At 46.2% G+C, this 17461-nt stretch carries 14 protein-coding genes; 1 reads left to right on the top strand and 13 read right to left on the bottom strand.

All coding sequences use genetic code 11. The features are described 5' to 3' along the window. Nucleotides 1-77: 77 nt before the first annotated feature. The 5 genes from CAP50_RS07605 to CAP50_RS07585 are packed head-to-tail and all read right to left on the bottom strand — an operon-like array spanning nucleotide 78 to nucleotide 6283. Nucleotides 78-845 carry an ATP-binding cassette domain-containing protein gene (locus tag CAP50_RS07605; protein ID WP_100749598.1) on the bottom strand — a complete coding sequence of 256 codons (768 nt, stop codon included), beginning with the start codon at nucleotides 843-845 and terminating at the stop codon, nucleotides 78-80. Further along, the gene (locus CAP50_RS07600; protein ID WP_241900703.1) at nucleotides 845-1876 is read right to left on the bottom strand and encodes a FecCD family ABC transporter permease; all 1032 of its coding nucleotides are present in this window, start codon (nucleotides 1874-1876) and stop codon (nucleotides 845-847) included. The genes CAP50_RS07605 and CAP50_RS07600 overlap by 1 nt, the downstream gene beginning before the upstream one ends. A 53-nt stretch (nucleotides 1877-1929) precedes the next feature. Then, nucleotides 1930-3006 (bottom strand): FecCD family ABC transporter permease, encoded by a 1077-nt coding sequence (locus CAP50_RS07595; RefSeq protein WP_100749597.1) that lies wholly within the window; start codon nucleotides 3004-3006, stop codon nucleotides 1930-1932. Between the two features lie 42 nt (nucleotides 3007-3048). Beyond that, complete coding sequence (locus CAP50_RS07590; protein WP_100749596.1) at nucleotides 3049-4143, bottom strand: ABC transporter substrate-binding protein; 1095 nt, start codon at nucleotides 4141-4143, stop codon at nucleotides 3049-3051. 37 nt (nucleotides 4144-4180) lie between these two features. Then, nucleotides 4181-6283: a TonB-dependent receptor gene (locus CAP50_RS07585; protein WP_100749595.1), complete on the bottom strand. Its 2103-nt coding sequence runs from the start codon at nucleotides 6281-6283 to the stop codon at nucleotides 4181-4183. 296 nt (nucleotides 6284-6579) lie between these two features. Between CAP50_RS07585 and CAP50_RS07580 the strand changes: the two genes are divergently transcribed. Further along, complete coding sequence (locus CAP50_RS07580) at nucleotides 6580-8811, top strand: TonB-dependent receptor family protein (RefSeq protein WP_100749594.1); 2232 nt, start codon at nucleotides 6580-6582, stop codon at nucleotides 8809-8811. 117 nt (nucleotides 8812-8928) lie between these two features. Here CAP50_RS07580 and CAP50_RS07575 read toward each other — a convergent pair whose 3' ends face one another. The 8 genes from CAP50_RS07575 to icmH form a co-directional block, all read right to left on the bottom strand. Next, on the bottom strand, nucleotides 8929-9207 hold the full coding sequence (locus CAP50_RS07575) for a peptidylprolyl isomerase (protein WP_100749593.1): 279 nt from the start codon (nucleotides 9205-9207) through the stop codon (nucleotides 8929-8931). A 146-nt stretch (nucleotides 9208-9353) separates the two neighbouring features. Then, nucleotides 9354-10088, bottom strand: a complete 735-nt coding sequence (locus tag CAP50_RS07570; protein WP_100749592.1) for an HAD family hydrolase — start codon at nucleotides 10086-10088, stop codon at nucleotides 9354-9356. Continuing rightward, on the bottom strand, nucleotides 10085-11233 hold the full coding sequence (locus CAP50_RS07565; RefSeq protein ID WP_241900702.1) for a TIGR03364 family FAD-dependent oxidoreductase: 1149 nt from the start codon (nucleotides 11231-11233) through the stop codon (nucleotides 10085-10087). Before CAP50_RS07565 ends, CAP50_RS07570 begins: the two co-directional genes overlap by 4 nt. Nucleotides 11234-11298: 65 nt before the next feature. Next, nucleotides 11299-12291 (bottom strand): extracellular solute-binding protein, encoded by a 993-nt coding sequence (locus tag CAP50_RS07560; RefSeq protein ID WP_100749590.1) that lies wholly within the window; start codon nucleotides 12289-12291, stop codon nucleotides 11299-11301. A gap of 82 nt (nucleotides 12292-12373) precedes the next feature. Continuing rightward, the gene (locus CAP50_RS07555) at nucleotides 12374-14056 is read right to left on the bottom strand and encodes an ABC transporter permease subunit (protein ID WP_100749589.1); all 1683 of its coding nucleotides are present in this window, start codon (nucleotides 14054-14056) and stop codon (nucleotides 12374-12376) included. Between the two features lie 96 nt (nucleotides 14057-14152). Further along, nucleotides 14153-15040 (bottom strand): ABC transporter ATP-binding protein, encoded by an 888-nt coding sequence (locus CAP50_RS07550; protein WP_100749588.1) that lies wholly within the window; start codon nucleotides 15038-15040, stop codon nucleotides 14153-14155. Between the two features lie 278 nt (nucleotides 15041-15318). Beyond that, nucleotides 15319-16458 carry a M14 family metallopeptidase gene (locus CAP50_RS07545; protein ID WP_100749587.1) on the bottom strand — a complete coding sequence of 380 codons (1140 nt, stop codon included), beginning with the start codon at nucleotides 16456-16458 and terminating at the stop codon, nucleotides 15319-15321. A 172-nt stretch (nucleotides 16459-16630) separates the two neighbouring features. Continuing rightward, nucleotides 16631-17443 carry a type IVB secretion system protein IcmH/DotU gene (icmH, locus tag CAP50_RS07540; protein ID WP_100749586.1) on the bottom strand — a complete coding sequence of 271 codons (813 nt, stop codon included), beginning with the start codon at nucleotides 17441-17443 and terminating at the stop codon, nucleotides 16631-16633. Nucleotides 17444-17461 lie beyond the last annotated feature (18 nt).

The following is a 17461-nucleotide window of genomic DNA, read 5'->3' as shown; positions in this document are numbered from 1 at the left end:
CGAAATAGGATACCGTAAAAACAATAAAACCATTGGCCGATTAAACCCGAAGCCGTTTTAATCATAATATTGGTCTGCTACAAATACACACACATCGGCGAGCCTGCAACAGGATCGGTAATCACTTTGGCTTGCACGTCAAATATCTCAGCCAGCATCACCTCTGTCATCACCTCGCAAGGCGTGCCCATCATTTGCAGCTCCCCCGATTTTAACACCACCAATAGGTCACAATACCTCGCTGCTTGGTTAAGGTCATGCAGCACAACGATAATGCTTTTCCCCTTTTCTTTTAGTGCTCGAATGAGCCGCATCAGCTCTATTTGATAGGAGATATCTAGATAATTAGTAGGCTCATCAAGCATGATAATGTCAGTATCCTGCGCCAAAATCATCGCAATCCATGCGCGCTGCTGCTGACCGCCTGATAAGGCGTCAAGCGACATGTCAGCCAAAGAATCAATGGACATTTCATGCATGACGCTATCTACTATCCGACTATCCACCGCACTTAGCTTGCCCCAGTGCGAGACATAAGGGGTTCTGCCGTATTCCACCAACTGTCTGACACTTAGGCCTTCAGGATTGGTCTGCACTTGCGGCAATACCGATATCTGGCGGGCAATCTGCCGATTGTCTAATTGCGCCATGTTTTGTTGTCTAAGACAAATACTGCCCGACTGCGGTTGAATTAAGCGGCACAAGCCTTTTAATAGCGTGGATTTTCCGCAGCCATTTGGACCAATCAGCCCGATGACTTTATTTTCTGGCAGCTCAAGTGATAAGTCTTTAATAATACGTTGACCATTATGGTAGCCAAGCTGGAGTTCATTCACCGATAGCATCACCACCCCTTATAGCGCGATAGCAAAAAGATAAAATAAGGCGCACCGATCACTGAGGTTAAGACGCCAGCTGGCAACTCAATTGGCGCAAATAAACTGCGTGCCAATACATCAGCCAAAACCAATATAATGGCACCTATCAGCGCGGACGCTGGCAATAAGATACGGTGCTGATGCCCAAAGAGCAATCGTGCGATATGCGGCGCAAGCAGCCCGATAAAGCTGACCGTCCCAGCCACCGAGACCGCTAGGCTTGCAATCACTACCGCGATGAGCAAGGCGCTAAACTCCAACGGTTTGACGGACACACCCAAATGATAGGCTGTCTCCTCACCCAGTCCCAACACATCCAGACGCCATGCCAGATACATACTGATGACCATTAATACGGCAAATATCATCGTTAGCATCGGAATGTGTTGCCAGCTGCGCCCCCACAAGCTACCGGTCAACCAAATCATCGCAGTATTAATCTCAACAGGATAAATCACCAATAAAAAGTTAATCCCACTGGCTAAAAACGCGCTAATGGCGACACCTATCAGTGCCAAGCGCGCAGGCGTAGGCTGTGATATCTGTGCCAATAGCATGATAATACAAAAGGCTAATAATCCGCCAAGTAGCGCTGCGACAGACAGCCACCAAATAGGGGCCGTAGGAATCATCACCAGTAAAAGCGTCGCGCAAAACCCCGCGCCTGCACTGATGCCCATCAAGTCAGGGGATGCCAGCGGGTTACGGATGACCCCTTGCACCAATGAGCCTGATAGACCAAGGCTTGCGCCCACCAATATGGCCAATAGCGTGCGCGGCAGACGATGCTGCCAGACAATAAAGTCTTTGTCGCCACTAAAGCCTTGCTGTAAATGCTGCCAGATTTGCCCATACGTTAATTCACTGGCACCAAAAAACACACTGCTCATACTTAGTATCAATAGCAGCATTATAATGAGCACCACTGCTCTACTTGCCGATTTACGAGCAAATAATGAGTGTAAGAGCGATGCAGAGGCGTTGGTTTTTATGGTCATCTATTGCTTACTTTTATTTCTTGATAAAGGGTTGCCTGATTTCACGGTCTCAATTAGCTATCAAGCCGTCGCCTGCATGCCAGCGCAATAAAAACTGGCGTACCAATCAGCGCGGTTAATAGCCCCACTGGCGTCTCTGCTGGATAAGCGATAGCCCTTGATAAGACATCTGCCCATACCATCAATATACTGCCAAGTAGCATACATAAGGGCAAAAGCTGCTCATAAGCCATATTGGACACCAACCTCAACAGACGCTTGGCAACATGCGGGATAATCAAACCCACAAAGGCAATGGGGCCTGCGACTGCCACACTGATCGCCGTGAGTATGGTAATCAATGCCCCGCACGACCACTGCAATGCTCGCAGGTTTACCCCAAGGCTACTTGCCACCTCATCGCCCAGCACCAAGACATTTAGCTTAGGCGACAGCCACCAGCCATAACCTAATGCCAGCAGCGATATCAACGCAAGCATCGGAATAGACTCCCAGCGCGTATTGGCAATAGAGCCTGCCAGCCAATATAGCACCCCATACGCCTGCTCATCGGTGGTGATCAGCGCCGCTCGCGTCATACCGACCAGCAGCGCATTGATAGCAACGCCTGACAAAATCAGACGCACAGGATGCACCGGACGACCGGAGAAGTAACCGGCCAATCCTGCAACAAGGGCGCAAGAAAGCACTGACCCGACCAGCGCTTGTAAAAAGGTAGACGTTAAAAAGCTAAACCCCAAACCAATGGAGGATAAAGCCACCACACACGCCGCCCCAGCATTGATACCCAATACCGCAGGAGACGCCAGTGAATTACGCGTCATCACCTGCATCAGCAGCCCCGCCACCGCCAAATTAGCTCCGACTATCATCGCCACAAGCACGCGTGGCAGACGAATCTCTATTAATAATTGCGCGGCTAATGAGGTTTTAGCATTCGACTGAGCAAATAAAGAGAAGGCATCCAAAAGCGACAGGGAGAATTTTGAATACGCCGTCAACCCTTGCCAACAGCCTATTAGCAAAATAATGAACAATCCGCACCACAATAGCGCCTGTGTTATCGGACGCTTTGCAATAGAAGGCTTTGGCGGTCTAGAAAAGGAGCGGCTCAGTTTTGTCTCAACCATAAAAGCCGCCCTGTTTTAAACAGACAGTCTTATAATGGCGCATTAATTGAACTCTTTTACAGAAGGGCTTAATCCTTCTTTGCCTGGGCTTGATACAATTTCAAGCAGCTCAGCTGCCATGTGCTCAGCAGACTGCATACTGCGATTGAGCGCCCAATAGTTTGGGTCGACTTCGATGACTTGATCGTTTTTGACCGCCGTTAGCTGATGAAACAGCGGCGAGGATTTCCACTCATCATAAATGGTGTGCTCGTTATAACGCCCAATCAATAGCCAATCGGGATCAGCCGCTATTAACTGCTCAAGACTGGTTGCGATATACGCCTCATCCGTTTGCTCTAGAATGGGGCTTTTGATATTGAGATAATCAAGCAAGCTGCCAGCATACGAGCTTGGACCATGCAGCCACATGCCCTTATCACTGATAATGGCAAATTGAACGCTGTGACTAGCAAGCGGAGTGGCTGCCAACTGCGACTGTAGATCTGCCATCTTTTTTAGATGGGTATTGATAACTTGCGCCATTTTTTTATCTTGGTGAACGATATGCCCGACCAATTGCGCCGTCTGGATATTTTCTGCATAACTCTCACCGCGGCTCTTTAGTACGACCGATGGCGCAATATGATTTAACTCATCGGCGATGACGGTATGGCGCTCGTCATCGGCAATGATAAGATCAGGTTGTAAATCCGCAATGGCCTCAAGGCTTGGCTGATAGCGTGAACCGACCGAGGTATAGCCAGATAGCTGCTGAGTAAATTCAGGAATAATGCTGTCTGGTTTATTATCATCAGCAATACCAACCGGATTGAGTCCTAACGCTAACGCATCCCCTAAAAATGAGTATTCCAAAACCACAATGCGCTTTGGCTCACTCGGATAGTTGCTTAGATTGGGCAACCGCGCTTTGATCTCTGTGTCGGTTAGTAGTTGCACAGCATGATTGTCGCGATTGCTATTACTACTACTGACATTTGACTGAGTGGCTGCTACCGATGTGTCATTATCAGTACTCAATGATGGCGTTGTCGTCATATTGTTTTTTTGAGTGATAATAAAAACAATGCCGCCAACGACAATCAATACGATGACCAATAAAGGCAGAATAAGCGCGAGCTTTGGACGTTGATTCATAAATAACCTGTCTTACTATCATAAAATGGGTTGGGCGTTAAAACTCATAGTTATAGGTCAATAGCCAAGTTCTTGGCGCACCAAACCCGATCTGATTTTTACCTGAGCTGCCATTGGTCGCCCCAAATGCATACTTTTTATCCAACGCATTGTTTAGGTTGAGCTGTACATTATGCTGGCCTGCGCTATAGGCAGTCATCAAATCCACCGTGGTATAGCCATCCAGCTTGACGGCCTCGGCGTCGCCCGCGTAGCGATCACTGACATAATTGACACCGCCGCCCACGCGCCACTGGTCAGTAGGCTGATAGGCGCTCCATAGTGAGAAGGTTTGCTTTGGCACATCGTTTGGCACCAGTCCTGTCTTTTTATCTTCTGCATCCAGATAGCTATAGCCTGCCGATATATCCCAGTTGTCCCGAATTTTGCCGCGCGCTTCCAGCTCTAGGCCTTGATGGCGAAACTCATCTTTGTCAATGACTTCTCGGTTGTCATTGGTTTTTGGGTCTTCTTTATCAATCTGATAGACGGCAGCGTTGAGCATGATATCGTCATTGTGCAGATACGTCTTAACGCCTATCTCTTTGAGATCAGTCTGATACAGCGCAGCAAGCTTTGGATTGATATAAATGCCTGAATAAGGCAGCTGCCACGAGCGCGCGGCAGTCGCATAAGCGGAGGTGGCATCGGTAAAGTTATAGACAATACCTGCGCGGTAGCTGAACTTATCATCATTTAGCTCGCTGTCTTGACCTTGAAAGCGTTGATCCAGCTGGATATTGTCATAGCGGACGTTGCCGACCAGCGACCAGTCGCCAATATGATAGACATCTTGGGCAAAGACGCCGACACTTTGGGTGCTGTTTTTGCGAAATTTAGGAAACCCTGGGTTGGGTGTCGCGCCAGCGCTTGGATTGGTGGCAGATATGGGCGGTATGTTTTTGTCCGTGGCAAGGGTCAAGTCAATGTCGATATCATTGTAATCGGCTCCAAAGAGCAATTCATGGTTGCCAGTATTCCAAGCCAGCTCAGATTGCACCGTCTTGCTGGTGCGTGGATCATAACCAAAGTTATTTACGGTTCGGCCAACTTGGTTGTCAGTCATCTCCGCTGGTGACTGACGGGTGCCTTTTTGCTCTAAAGTAATATGGCTGTATGAGGCGCGATTGGTCCATGTCATCTCATCGTTGATCGCAAACTCATGATTGACCGTCGCGTGCCAAGTATCTGAATCTTGATAATCGTTGGTGCCACCATAAAAAGTATGGACAGGCACATCAACAGGCTTGCCATCTTTGGCGGGCACACCGCGATAAGGCACAAGGTGCTGACGCGTAAAATCAAGAGAGAAATCTAGCGTTTGCTGATCATCTGGCTGCCAGCGAACTGTCGGCGCAATAAACACATCGTTTGAGTCTACATGATCGACAAAGGAGTCACTACGACGATACTCAGCATTGATCCGCGCGTTGAGAGTATCTGAGAGCTTATGGGAACTATCGACACGCGCCACGGCCAAGCCATCGCTACCTACTTGCGCTTGCACCTTATCAAACTCATCACCTTCTGCCTTTTTGCTGACGAGGTTTATGATACCGCCAGCACTGCCGCGACCATATAAAGCGCCTGCTGGGCCTTTGACCACCTCGACGCGCTCGACGTTGGCGAGGCTACGATAGGACTGCAGTTTGCCATCATCACGCATGCCCTCGCTATACACATCGTTTAAACCATTAAACCCGCGCAGCACAAACTCATCTCGGCTGCCCTCACTCAGCGTGTTATTGAGACCAGCAACGCCTTTGACCGCGTCCAAAACCCGTACCGCGCCCCTATCCTCCAGCTCGGTCTTGGTGACCACCGATACCGACTGCGGCACATCCAGCCATTCGGTATCGGTTTTGGTGCCTGATGTGGGATTATAAGCGGCGTAGCCTTCATATTTTTTTGCTGTGACCGTGATTGGCGCTAGCGTTACAGAGGGCTGGGGGTTTGGCTCAGTATCTACTGGCAGATTGGCTGTTTCTTGCGCAAGCGATGACGCGCTGACCGCCATCGTCAAACCTGCTGTCATGGTGATGGTGAGCCAAGGTTGCGTACGAACTGCAATTACGAGCCGCTTAGGGGAGTTAGTCGTCATATATAGGCCATAGACTGTGTGAACAATGAATAAGCGTGCCAACGCTTAGCGAGCAGCGCGTAAGGGCATACTTTTTAAAATAATGGTCTTTAAACAATAATTGGTGCTTTAATCTCTTTTATTGAAACACTCCCAATAATTTAGCAAACAATCGTTGTCAATAAATCTAGATTTTTTGCATACATCAATGATAATAATTTTGCAAATGATAACTATTACTGTTTATAATTGCAACGCTTTAGCAACACTGTTCATTCTTGACCCCTGCAAATACACGCTAACTACTTGGAATAAATATGGTTATTTTTTTTAAACGTTCGGCACTTTGTCTGGCGATGCTTTGTATTTATCAGCAAAGTTATGCCCAGCTGACGCCTGCCGACAAGGAGGTGAGTATTGAGTCGCCCACAGACTCAGACTTACATTCGGACTTAAATTCAGATTTGAATGCCTCCCCTACAGCCAGCACTATTAATCACAAAACAAAAACTGCGACCCCCTCTTTTACCGCAGCGCCCATCATCGTCACAGCAGAAACGCTTGGTGATTCTAGTGCCAATCAGGTAAAAGCCTTTGCTGGCAATCGCACAGTGATCGATAACGATTTTATTAAAAAAACCGTGAGCAACTCCATTGACGGTGCATTACAGTTTATCCCAGGTGCCAAGATTGATGATGAAACAGGCACAGGCGTGCTACCTAACATCTCTATACGTGGTCTGCATGCCAGCCGCAGTGGGCAGGCGCAGTTTTTGATGGATGGCATTCCCTTGACCTTGGCACCTTATGGTCATACGGGTCAGTCTATATTTCCAGCGACCCTCGACAATATTGAGCGTATCGATGTGGTACGCGGCGGCGCGGCGACCCAATACGGTCCAAACAATGTCGGCGGCGTGATTAACCTCGTCACCAAACCGATTGCCAATGAGACACAAACTGAGATTGGTACTGATTTGACCGTCTTTGAACAAAACGGCAAGCCATTGACCAGCTTATATGCCCGCCATAGCCGCTGGTTAAATGATGACGTTGGCATACAGTTAGAGGCCAATGGTATCAAAGGTGACAGCTTTAGAGACCACTCAGACACCGAAGTCACCAATTTGCAGGCCAAAGCGCTTTGGTATATCGACGAAAACCAAGAGCTTGAAGGGTTTTTGCAACATTATGATGCTGATACAGAGATGCCAGGCGCACTCTCGCCCGCCGCCTACGAGCAAGATGTCGAGCAAAGCCAGCGACCTTTTGAAGCCTATCAAGGCAAATCAACACGCTGGCATGCTAAGTATAAAAACTACTTAAATATCGGTGACGAAGCAGTGTTAGATCTCACTACCTTTGGCCATCATGCCACGCGTAACTTTGAATGGGGATTTAACTCGCAATTTAACAATGACGGCGTGCACTGGGCAGATCCAGCGGTTGCCTCAGACAGCCTACGCACCTCCCCGCGTGAGTTTGACGTATATGGCGTGGAGCCAAAGTTTTCTATAAAGCTTGGCGACGATGACAATATCAAGCACCACCTCATCAGTGGCGTGCGCTACGTCAATGAAGACATCGATTATAAACTCACCCAAACCAAGCTGGCGGATGGTACGACAAGCACACCGCGCGACTGGAACTTACAGACCGATGCATGGGCGGCGTATCTAAGTGATGAGCTGAGCTTTTTGGATGAGCGCCTAAAGGTGACGCCTGGCATTCGTTATGAGAATGCCAAAATGACGTTTAATGACGCTGGCAATAACACACAAACAGACAATACCATCACAGAATGGCTGCCTGGGCTGACCACCTCATATGCGCTCACCAAGTCTGATGACAAGCTTTGGCTGGTCTACGCCAATGCGCAAAAGTCGCTCAGAACACCGCAAATTGCCAATATTCGCGGCAATGGAGAAGAAGGCAGTGAGCTTGCATGGAACTATGAAGTCGGCACGCGCTATACCACCGATAATCTGCAAGCCAACTTGGGACTGTATCGCATAGACTTTAAAGACCAGCTGCAATGGAACAGCCGCGATCAAAGCTTTGACAATGTCGGAGAGACGCTGCACCAAGGGATAGAGACGGCTATCACCTACACCCCGAAAAAATACGACAATCTAAGTGTCGGTCTGAGCTACAACTATCTCGATGCTACGTTACAAGAAGGCGCAAATAAAGGCAATCAGCTGCCCTACAGCTCGCCGCACCAGTTGGGCTGGCATGCCAGTTACGATTATCAAGACTACAGCGCCACCTTATCTGGGGTCTACTATGACAAAGCTTACACCGACAATGCCAATACAGTGGCAGAAAGTACAGACGGTGCTATCGGCGAGACGCCTACTTACCAAGTGTGGAATTTTAGCCTACAAAAAACGCTGCAAGATACCGACAACGAAAAGCTGTCTGTGCAGTTTGGCATCAATAACTTATTTGATGAGCAGTATTATTTCCGCGGTATCGATACCAGTCCTGTCGGTCGCTATCCTGCGCCAGGACGCTCGTATAAACTAGGTCTTAACTATCAGTTTTAAACGTATAGCAACTAAATCCTTACACACCTTATAATGACAAAAGCAGACCTATTGCAGGTCTGCTTTCATTGTAACGGCCAAACAGCGAAGCGCAGCATGCTCTATAAGCCAAAACATTTATGTCCTATAGAGCACTTTAACCACATGCCAGCCAAATTTGGTTTTTACCAAATGCGGGGTAAAAAGCTCAGCGGTGAAACATACTTTATCAAAGGGCCCTACCATTTGACCTTTTTTAAACTCACCCAAGTTGCCACCTTTTTTGCCTGAAGGACAGATTGAGTGCTTTTTGGCCAGCACATCAAACTGGCCGCCTTTTTTAAGCTTGGCAATGATATTTTCGGCCAACTCTTTGTCTTTTACTAAAATATGTAATGCGCTAGCGGTACGAGCCATCCTGCAACCTCTTTATAAAATATCGATAATGGCGGCATTATATCACCACTTATCTGGGCTCATCACCTCATTGGCCATTTCTCACTCGAGCATTTACTTAGATGTTAGGCTAAATATGAGCGATTTTTTGTGACAGTCGCGCTTTGTTATAGCAACTGAGCCAAATCAGTCAATTTATCCAACACGATATCTGGTGAGGACGTCTCAAGCTGAGCGCGGGTTTGCGCGCCTGATAGAACACCAATACAAAGACCACAATTGGCATTTTTGCCTTCCTCGATATCGATACCACTATCCCCCGCTTTTAGTACTTGCGGGGTATCTTTTACCCCAAACTTGTCCATCGCCAGCATAATCATATCTGGCGCAGGGCGACCATTAGTCACATCATCGGCGGTCACCAGCGCATCAATCTCATTACCCACCGACCATCCTAAAATAGCTAAGATGTTATTGGCGGTAATTGTATCGTAGCCGGTGTTTAAGACTACCTTTCTACCCGTTGCTTTTAGCCGATCAAACAGCTCTAGCATGCCCTCAAAAGGAGCCAAAGCCTCTGCGGTATAAGCCTTTGCCAATCGGGTTTTGAATATCGTAAATGCGGTATCGGTAAGTGATTCAACATCATCTTTCGCGATATTCAATTCATTTAGTATGTCAGTAATGGCTTGGCGTTTTTCCTTGCCAGCACCGAAGGCCAAGCAAATATCCAGACCCACTTCTTGAGCGCTTTTATCCTCATCGCTAAGCGCTTGATTGATCGCATCACGTACCGTTTTATACACCAAATTGTCTTCGTTGACCGTGGTGCCTGCCATATCAAACACACATAGTTTAATATGATTGAATTTCTCTTTAATACTATTTATATCTGTACTCATTGTTTTGACTCCAATACTAGATCAATTAACTCTTCACCAAATGCAAAGCCTGTCGAGGCGCCAGTGCCGCCAGTGACAGAGCCGACAACCACACCTTTTTCTGGAGTGGCTTTAAACACCACATCGTCTGCGCTGGGATAGACGCCTAGCCAATGCTGGACGATGTCAATCTCACCAATAGCCATCACTTGATGGAACTCTTTAATGATTAAATCATCAAGTCGCACATCCCTAAATGGCAATTCTCTATCGCTATAGTCATGGCTATCACCAATGATGAGAGAGCCGTCAGCGGATTGCACCACGATCAGATGGACGCCTGCTTTGCGCTCAGCTGACTGAACATCGTCTAATAAAGCAATCAACCCTTTTGCTTCAGGTAATTGGGCAAAACCATCATAACGAGCCAAGCTCAAATCCGACATCACCGCGGCATTTAGCTTAAATGGTTTTTTTGGCATGACGCGCATCATATTGAGTGTGCAAAGTTTGGCCTGCGCCTGCGCTAACGTCTCAGGATACAAGCTATGAAAATCTGCACCGGGACAGACCACGCAATGCTCTGCTTGCAGCGTACCTCGGCTGGTATAAATCTGAGGTAACTCGATGGAGTGCACAGTGGTTTTATTATAAAAATCTACCTCGTGCGCTTGATGTAACCAGTGAGCTAATTTGCCAATAGCGGTTTTTGATTCGACTCTGATCTCATGAGGGCTATACAGCACGCCCAAGCCGTCTTTCAGATAATGGGCATTTTTAGCTATTTCAGTTTGCGTCAGTAACCGACAATCCGTGCCCATCTCTGTCTGTAAAAACGCCTCCGCCACGTCCATCGCTTCTGGACGCTGAATGAGCATATGCAGGCCTCGATGTACCACCTCAATACCTGCTTTGGTGGCTATATCTGCCCAGACATCACGCGTATGCATGGCTCGTTGCCAATGCGTCCCGCGCTGCTGCCCACTGACGGTGACAAAACCGAAGTTACGTACCGACGCGTCTTTGTTTTGTGACTCACGCTCGACCAGTGCCACACTCAGCCCTTTTTTCACCGCGGCATAAGCACTGGCAAGACCGATGATGCCGCCACCGACGATTACCACATCGTATTTTTTCTCAGATAGCTTTTTTATTGATTCCATCATGACTTTCTCTACTCTGTACTTTGAATAATTTGACAAATGTTAATATTCAGCAAGCGCGGCCTAACTTATAGCTTTTGACCATGAAAAAACGCTCTATGCCTATCTAATAACTCAGCGGTCAGCGGTTCAGCATAGGTTTTTACATTTTTAATTTGGTTCTCAGATGCCACCGTCTCGCCGTCATAGATGATGTTTGGGTATATCTCTAGCAGCTGGGGTCGTGCATTTTTGACGATGATTTCAGCCATTTTCATCGCATTTTGGTTGGTTTTATCGCCTTTATCGATGACAGCGATGGACTCACTCAGCGTATAGTTGCCTTCGCTAGGATCAATATAATCAATGGGTAGCCCTTCTGCTTTATTAACGACGGCTTGATGACGCATACCAAAACCAATGGGCACCTCACCTGCCATGACTTTCTTCAATGGACCTGATCCTGATAATTCTAAATTTGGCCCCGCGTTGTCACGAATACGATTCATGAGTGTTTGTCCTTCGGCATCCATGCCATACGTGGCGGTGATGTTTTGCACAAATAACCAACCGGTCGACGAGCCATTGGGATCAACCATCGCAATTTTGTTTTTATAAATGGGCTTTGCTAGATCCTTAGCACTGGTTGGTCTAGGCAGGTTTTGCGCGGCCATCTCTTTAGTATTTAAAATAATCGCCCCAGTAAAGCTTAAGATGGGCGCATAGTAGCTAGGTACTGCGATTTTCGGGTTGACCTCAAAGCTGACATCCTTAAACATCGAATGCTTTGCTTGCGCGCTCTCTAAATAAAACGAGCTCATGGTGACCAAGTCTGCCTCTGTGTTTTTACCTTCCGCCAATAAACGCCCGCCAAGCTCACCGGTGCCAAAGGACTGAAATATATATTGACCTTCATAGCCTGCTTGATCTAATACCGCTTGGATGACTTCGACCGCCTCTTCGTCGGCGTTACTATAAATGATGACTTCTTCTGCGCTACTTTCTTCTGAAGAAGCTGAGCTACAGCCAGTCAAAATCATGCCGCACGTGAGACCTATTATTAGCGTTTTAAATGAGAGCATTTTTTATCCTATCGATTTTATTGAAGGTTTAATTATTAGAATTTAGTTATTAAAAGTGGCTTACATAACAACTAGCGATAGATTAAACAGCCTTTGCGGTAACAACTTTTTCGGTGATTATTTTCGATGTACCGTAGAGTCGTCTGCTATATAGATGACGAATGATGGCAAACAGACTCAAGGCGCAGATATTGGTCAGCAATATCATCAGTGATAAGATAAAAATCTCATCAAAGCGCGCAAAATGCTGCAACTCGACGATTTTGGTGGTGAGCACCATGGTTTTGGCACCAGAGATAAAGATAACCGCACTAATCGTCACCATGGCGCTGATAAAGTAGAAGGACGCCACCTCGATTAAGGTAAAAAACGAGTTGGGAATCACCACGCGCCGCAGCGTCGCAAACCACGAGTCACCCAGTAAGCTCGCCGTCGTCTCCCAGCCCAGATTCATCTTAGCCAGCGCGTTTTTACTCATCAGATAAGGGGTGGCAAAGTAGTGAATGATGTTGCTTATCACGATAATAAAAATAGTATTGGCGACAGCAGAGCCTGAAAACATCATAAGATACGCAATACCCACCACCATCCCTGGCACGGTGTTGGTCACCAATGCTGAGCTTTGAATACTGAACTTACCGATGTTAAATAAGCCTGAGCGCTCGCATAGCAGTGCTGAAAAGTAAGTGAGTAAGGTACCAAAGACAGCCGTCAATACCGCGACGATGAGCGAGTTTTTGTAGACGCGCATGAGATTGGCAGATTCTAAAACCTTGCTGACGGTTTCTGTGCTGAACTGCATTTGATAAGGCCATGTCTTGATCCATGGAATGATAAATATCACCGCAAAGACCATCAGTAAGCAAAACAAGATAGCGCTCGACAATAGCGCTAACACTCGGTCTTTGATTTTCGAAGAAGGCAGGTCGATATTTTCAACCGAATCATAACGCACATTAAAACGCGCGACATACCAGAGTATGGCAATACTCAATATCGATGGAATAAGCATAAATAATGCAACCACTGCCCCTTTTTCAAACGAAGGCGACGCGCCTAATATTTGGGTATAAAGCTCGGTAGCGATGACTTTATATTGCCCACCAATGGACGCCGGAATGCCAAAGTCGGTAAAGGCTAAAAAGAAACACTGAATCATGGCCGCGGCAAAAGTACCAATCAATGGGCGAATCACCGTCATATCAAACTGGCGCAGAGACGAGTCGCCCATTAATTCTGAGACGATAACGAATTTTTTGTCTAAATACTGAAAGGTATTATTGAGTAATAAAAAGGCGATGGGTAAGGTATAAATGGTATAGCCAAGCCACATTCCTTGAAAGCCATATATATGTTCAAACAACTGAAAGCCGAGTATTTGAGTCAACAGACCTTGCTTGCCAAAGGTATAAATAATAGCAAAACCATAAGTCACCGTGGGCAACAACATGGGCAATAAGGCGGCAACCTTGATGGCCTTTTTAAAACCCTTTGGTAAATTGGTCCAGTGCACGGTATAAGCTAAGATAAAAGCAAGCACGGTGGCGCTCATCGCACTCATCGTCGCTACAAAAAAGCTATTAAGCATCACTTGCTGAAAGCCCTCACTACTTGCGATGGCGGTATAATTGTCCAAGCCGATACCATCGCCGACATTTAGTGACAGCGCCAGCATCTTACCTAAGGGTACAAATAAAAAAACGATGAATAAAATCGTCACAAATAGCCAAATGGCTTTTGCTTGGGGTGGGTTACTCAGCTTCATAAACGTCCAAAACAATCAAATGGTCAGGTTTTTACTAAATGACATCTATCGTCAGTCTTTCAGTCACCAATACAGTTACTACAGGCTTTTATCAGCTTAGCCTTTTACCGCGTTTTTTGACTGTTGTTTATCATGAGCGGTGAGAGTATGAGAGTCTGTAGGACGGGAGCTAATATCAGCCTCATGATGGCCATAGTTTTGAGTTTGCGTGTATTTGCTTAGCGGGTCGGTTTCAGAGATTCCGTCGGCAAATAAGCTTAAGATATTGCGGCGTTTGATATTGAGCTGATTGAGAATAAAATTGGTGACAAAATCATTGGCAGGGTTATGTATGATGTCAGTGGGCTGAGCGAACTGCGCCACTTTGCCTTCTGATAGCAGCAAGATACGATCCGATAACGTCATCGCCTCTTCTGGGTCATGGGTGACGATCAAGGTAGTCAGCTGATAGCGCTTTGCAATCTCGCGAATACGCGCTTTGACGGTTTCTTTGATTACGCCATCTAGTGCCGATAACGGCTCGTCTAATAATAGTATTTTGGGTTTCATCACCAGCGTGCGTGCCAGCGCGACACGCTGCTTTTGACCACCTGATAGCTGATGAATACGCTTATTTAGATGCGCCTTGATATCGAGCAAGTCAACCAGTTCATCGACTTCTTGTTGTGTGCTCATATTCGGATTGTTACGCAGACCATATTCGATATTTTGTTTGACACTCAGATTCGGAAATAACGCATAGTCCTGAAAGACGATATTAAAACCTCTTTGTCTCATAGAGACACGGGTAATATCCTCGCCGTTATAGGCGATGCGGCCACCATTGATGTCGGTCAACCCCAAAATCATATGCAATAAAGTGGTCTTACCACAGCCAGATGGCCCTAAAATGGACACTATCTCACCCTTATTTATCCTGAGTGAAAGATCCTCAAATATTACTTTGTCCTCATATTTCTTTGTTACTTGTCTTAGCTCTAACATATCCACTCACCTAGTCGCTTACTGTCTATTTAAATGACTGTCTATTTAATCGTCATTTATTAAATTACTTGTCTTGTGTAGCTCAGCAGTGTATCGGTCAGTTATGACACTTCGATGAAAAAACCTTGATAATAATTCCGATAAAGGCAGTGTTTACCGCTTTATCATTGTTCTCTTTTTTTTGACAAAAAAATAGCGCCCATGTAGGCGCTACTTTTAGATGGTAATAACAAGAGGTATTGATGACTCAAACAGTATCGGTGGCTAGAGCTTTAAAACTAGCGTAAATCGTCGACGACTGCCAACATCGCAACCAACGATGCCTCACCCAGCCTCATAGAACGCTCAGGCGACCAGCCTGTCACTGCATCAGGGCCATTATCATTGTCTTTAAATGGCATCTCCAACGTATTGGCCAGACAATCGAAATGCTCGGCTACCCAATTGGTAGCGACGGTCATATTTGCGGTACCTGGTGCGTCGATCTCATAGCCATATTCAGACTGAAAATCCGCACAAGCAAGCTTTAACACCTCTGAGAATCTATCACGCAAATGTGCCAGACGATCATTATAGCTTGGCGTGCCCTGTGAGCCGGCTAAAAACACATATGGCAACGCTTCATCGCCGTGCACATCATAAAACAAGTCAACGCCTGTCTCCTCCATCTTATTGATTACATAAAAGACCTCAGGGCTTTTGTCCAAGCTTGGGTTAGACCATTCGCGGTTTAAGTTGGTACCAGCAGCATTGGTCCTTAGATGCCCACGCACACTACCATCGGGGTTCATATTTGGCACGATATAGACATCAGCTTTTTTTAATAGCTGCTTGGCAGTGGCATTATCGCTATCTAGCAACGCATATATCAGCCCCTCAACCAACCATTCTGCCATCGTCTCGCCGGGATGCTGGCGAGCGGTAATCCAAATATTGCGCTTATTTACCTCACTACTGCTATCACCATTACCGATTTTTACTAACGTTAAATCACGCTTATCAAGGGTTTCGCCCAGATGCTCCAACGCTACCAATGGGTGCGTTTGGACAGCCGCCAGCAGGTCTTGATGACGCTCATAACTGTATGGGGCAAAATAGGCAATTTGAATGGTGTCATATTCCAAATCTGCCACTATAGTCAACTTGCCATCTTTATAAGTGGTAGGCAGACGGAACCAATACTCCCGATCGTAGGAAGCAACTGCTTGGTAATTCTCCCACCCTGCAACGTATGACGCCTCCCCTGCGTTGACGATATTTAAAGTGTACTGCTCACCTGCCTGACCTGTTAGGCGAAAATTAAACCACTGAAAAAACTCGCCCCCAACGTCTGGTCGAATCGCCAGTTGAATGTCGTCTTTATTTTGTGTATTGATAATATCGATATTACCTGCATCGAAATTTGCCGTGATTTGCATAATTGTCCTTTATAAGTTTTATGACGGTGTTCAAACATGCAGAGCACCATGAACACAGAGATTGTTTTTTGCGGTCAGCAAATATCGCAAAAGCAAGACGTTAGCTGTCAAGCGACAACATATCATCACATTGCCTCAAAACGACCAATCGATCTGACTTTCGCTATATAGGTTATGGCAAAAATATTGAAATATGTGCCTGTTCTTTGTTTTCTTGAATGACTTGGCTGTAGGCTACTATTTGATTGTTTGTCGTTTGGTTGGATAAGTACCACATCGTAGAAAAAATTGCCGTCAACAATGTGACCAAGACAGCCACGATCACCCATAAGGGTGTCTCACTTGTCAAAGTATGTTTGATTTGATCAGGAATCGCCCAAAACGGAGAAAACTCGTTTTTATTACCACGTAAATGCTCAATCTCATCGCCTAATCTAGAAATAAGATAGCGAATTTTTTCAGGGGCTTCTAACCGATACTTACCTTGAAAGCCAAGCAACATGGCATAATGATATACCTCTAATGACGCCAGTCTTTTCTCACCTTGCTCTCGCAGATGATCTAGGCGTTCAAAAAACTCATTACCTGCTACTTGCGAACCAAACAAATCTAACTGTAAAGGGTTTAGCTCCCATGCATCTTTCAAGGACTGAAACTCAGGCTCTTGTGAGGTCATGATGGTTTCGTCAATTAAAGCACAATACGCATATTTTGCCTCATAGATATCCTCAGACAAAAACCCTTTTTTTCTTGCACTACTCTCAAACTTGTTCAAAAAATCATATATCTTTTGACGAAAACCTGTAGGCTCATTACTAAAATAGCCATTGCGTAGCAAAAAAACCAAGTAAAACCCGTCATACATTATATCAATTAATGACTGACTACTGAGACGTTTGTCTAGACCATCTGTTGAAACAGTAGACGCAACCTCACCGGAGTCGAGCAAAGAAGGGGCAGCTGGAGGGAATTGATTTGTTGACATAGTGCTTTAGCCTTATAA

Origin of the sequence: Psychrobacter sp. L7, assembly GCF_002810365.1 — a bacterium.
GTDB lineage: Bacteria > Pseudomonadota > Gammaproteobacteria > Pseudomonadales > Moraxellaceae > Psychrobacter > Psychrobacter celer.
Note: the sequence above shows the minus strand (reverse complement) of the source record. Positions and strands in the feature narration are given on the sequence as shown.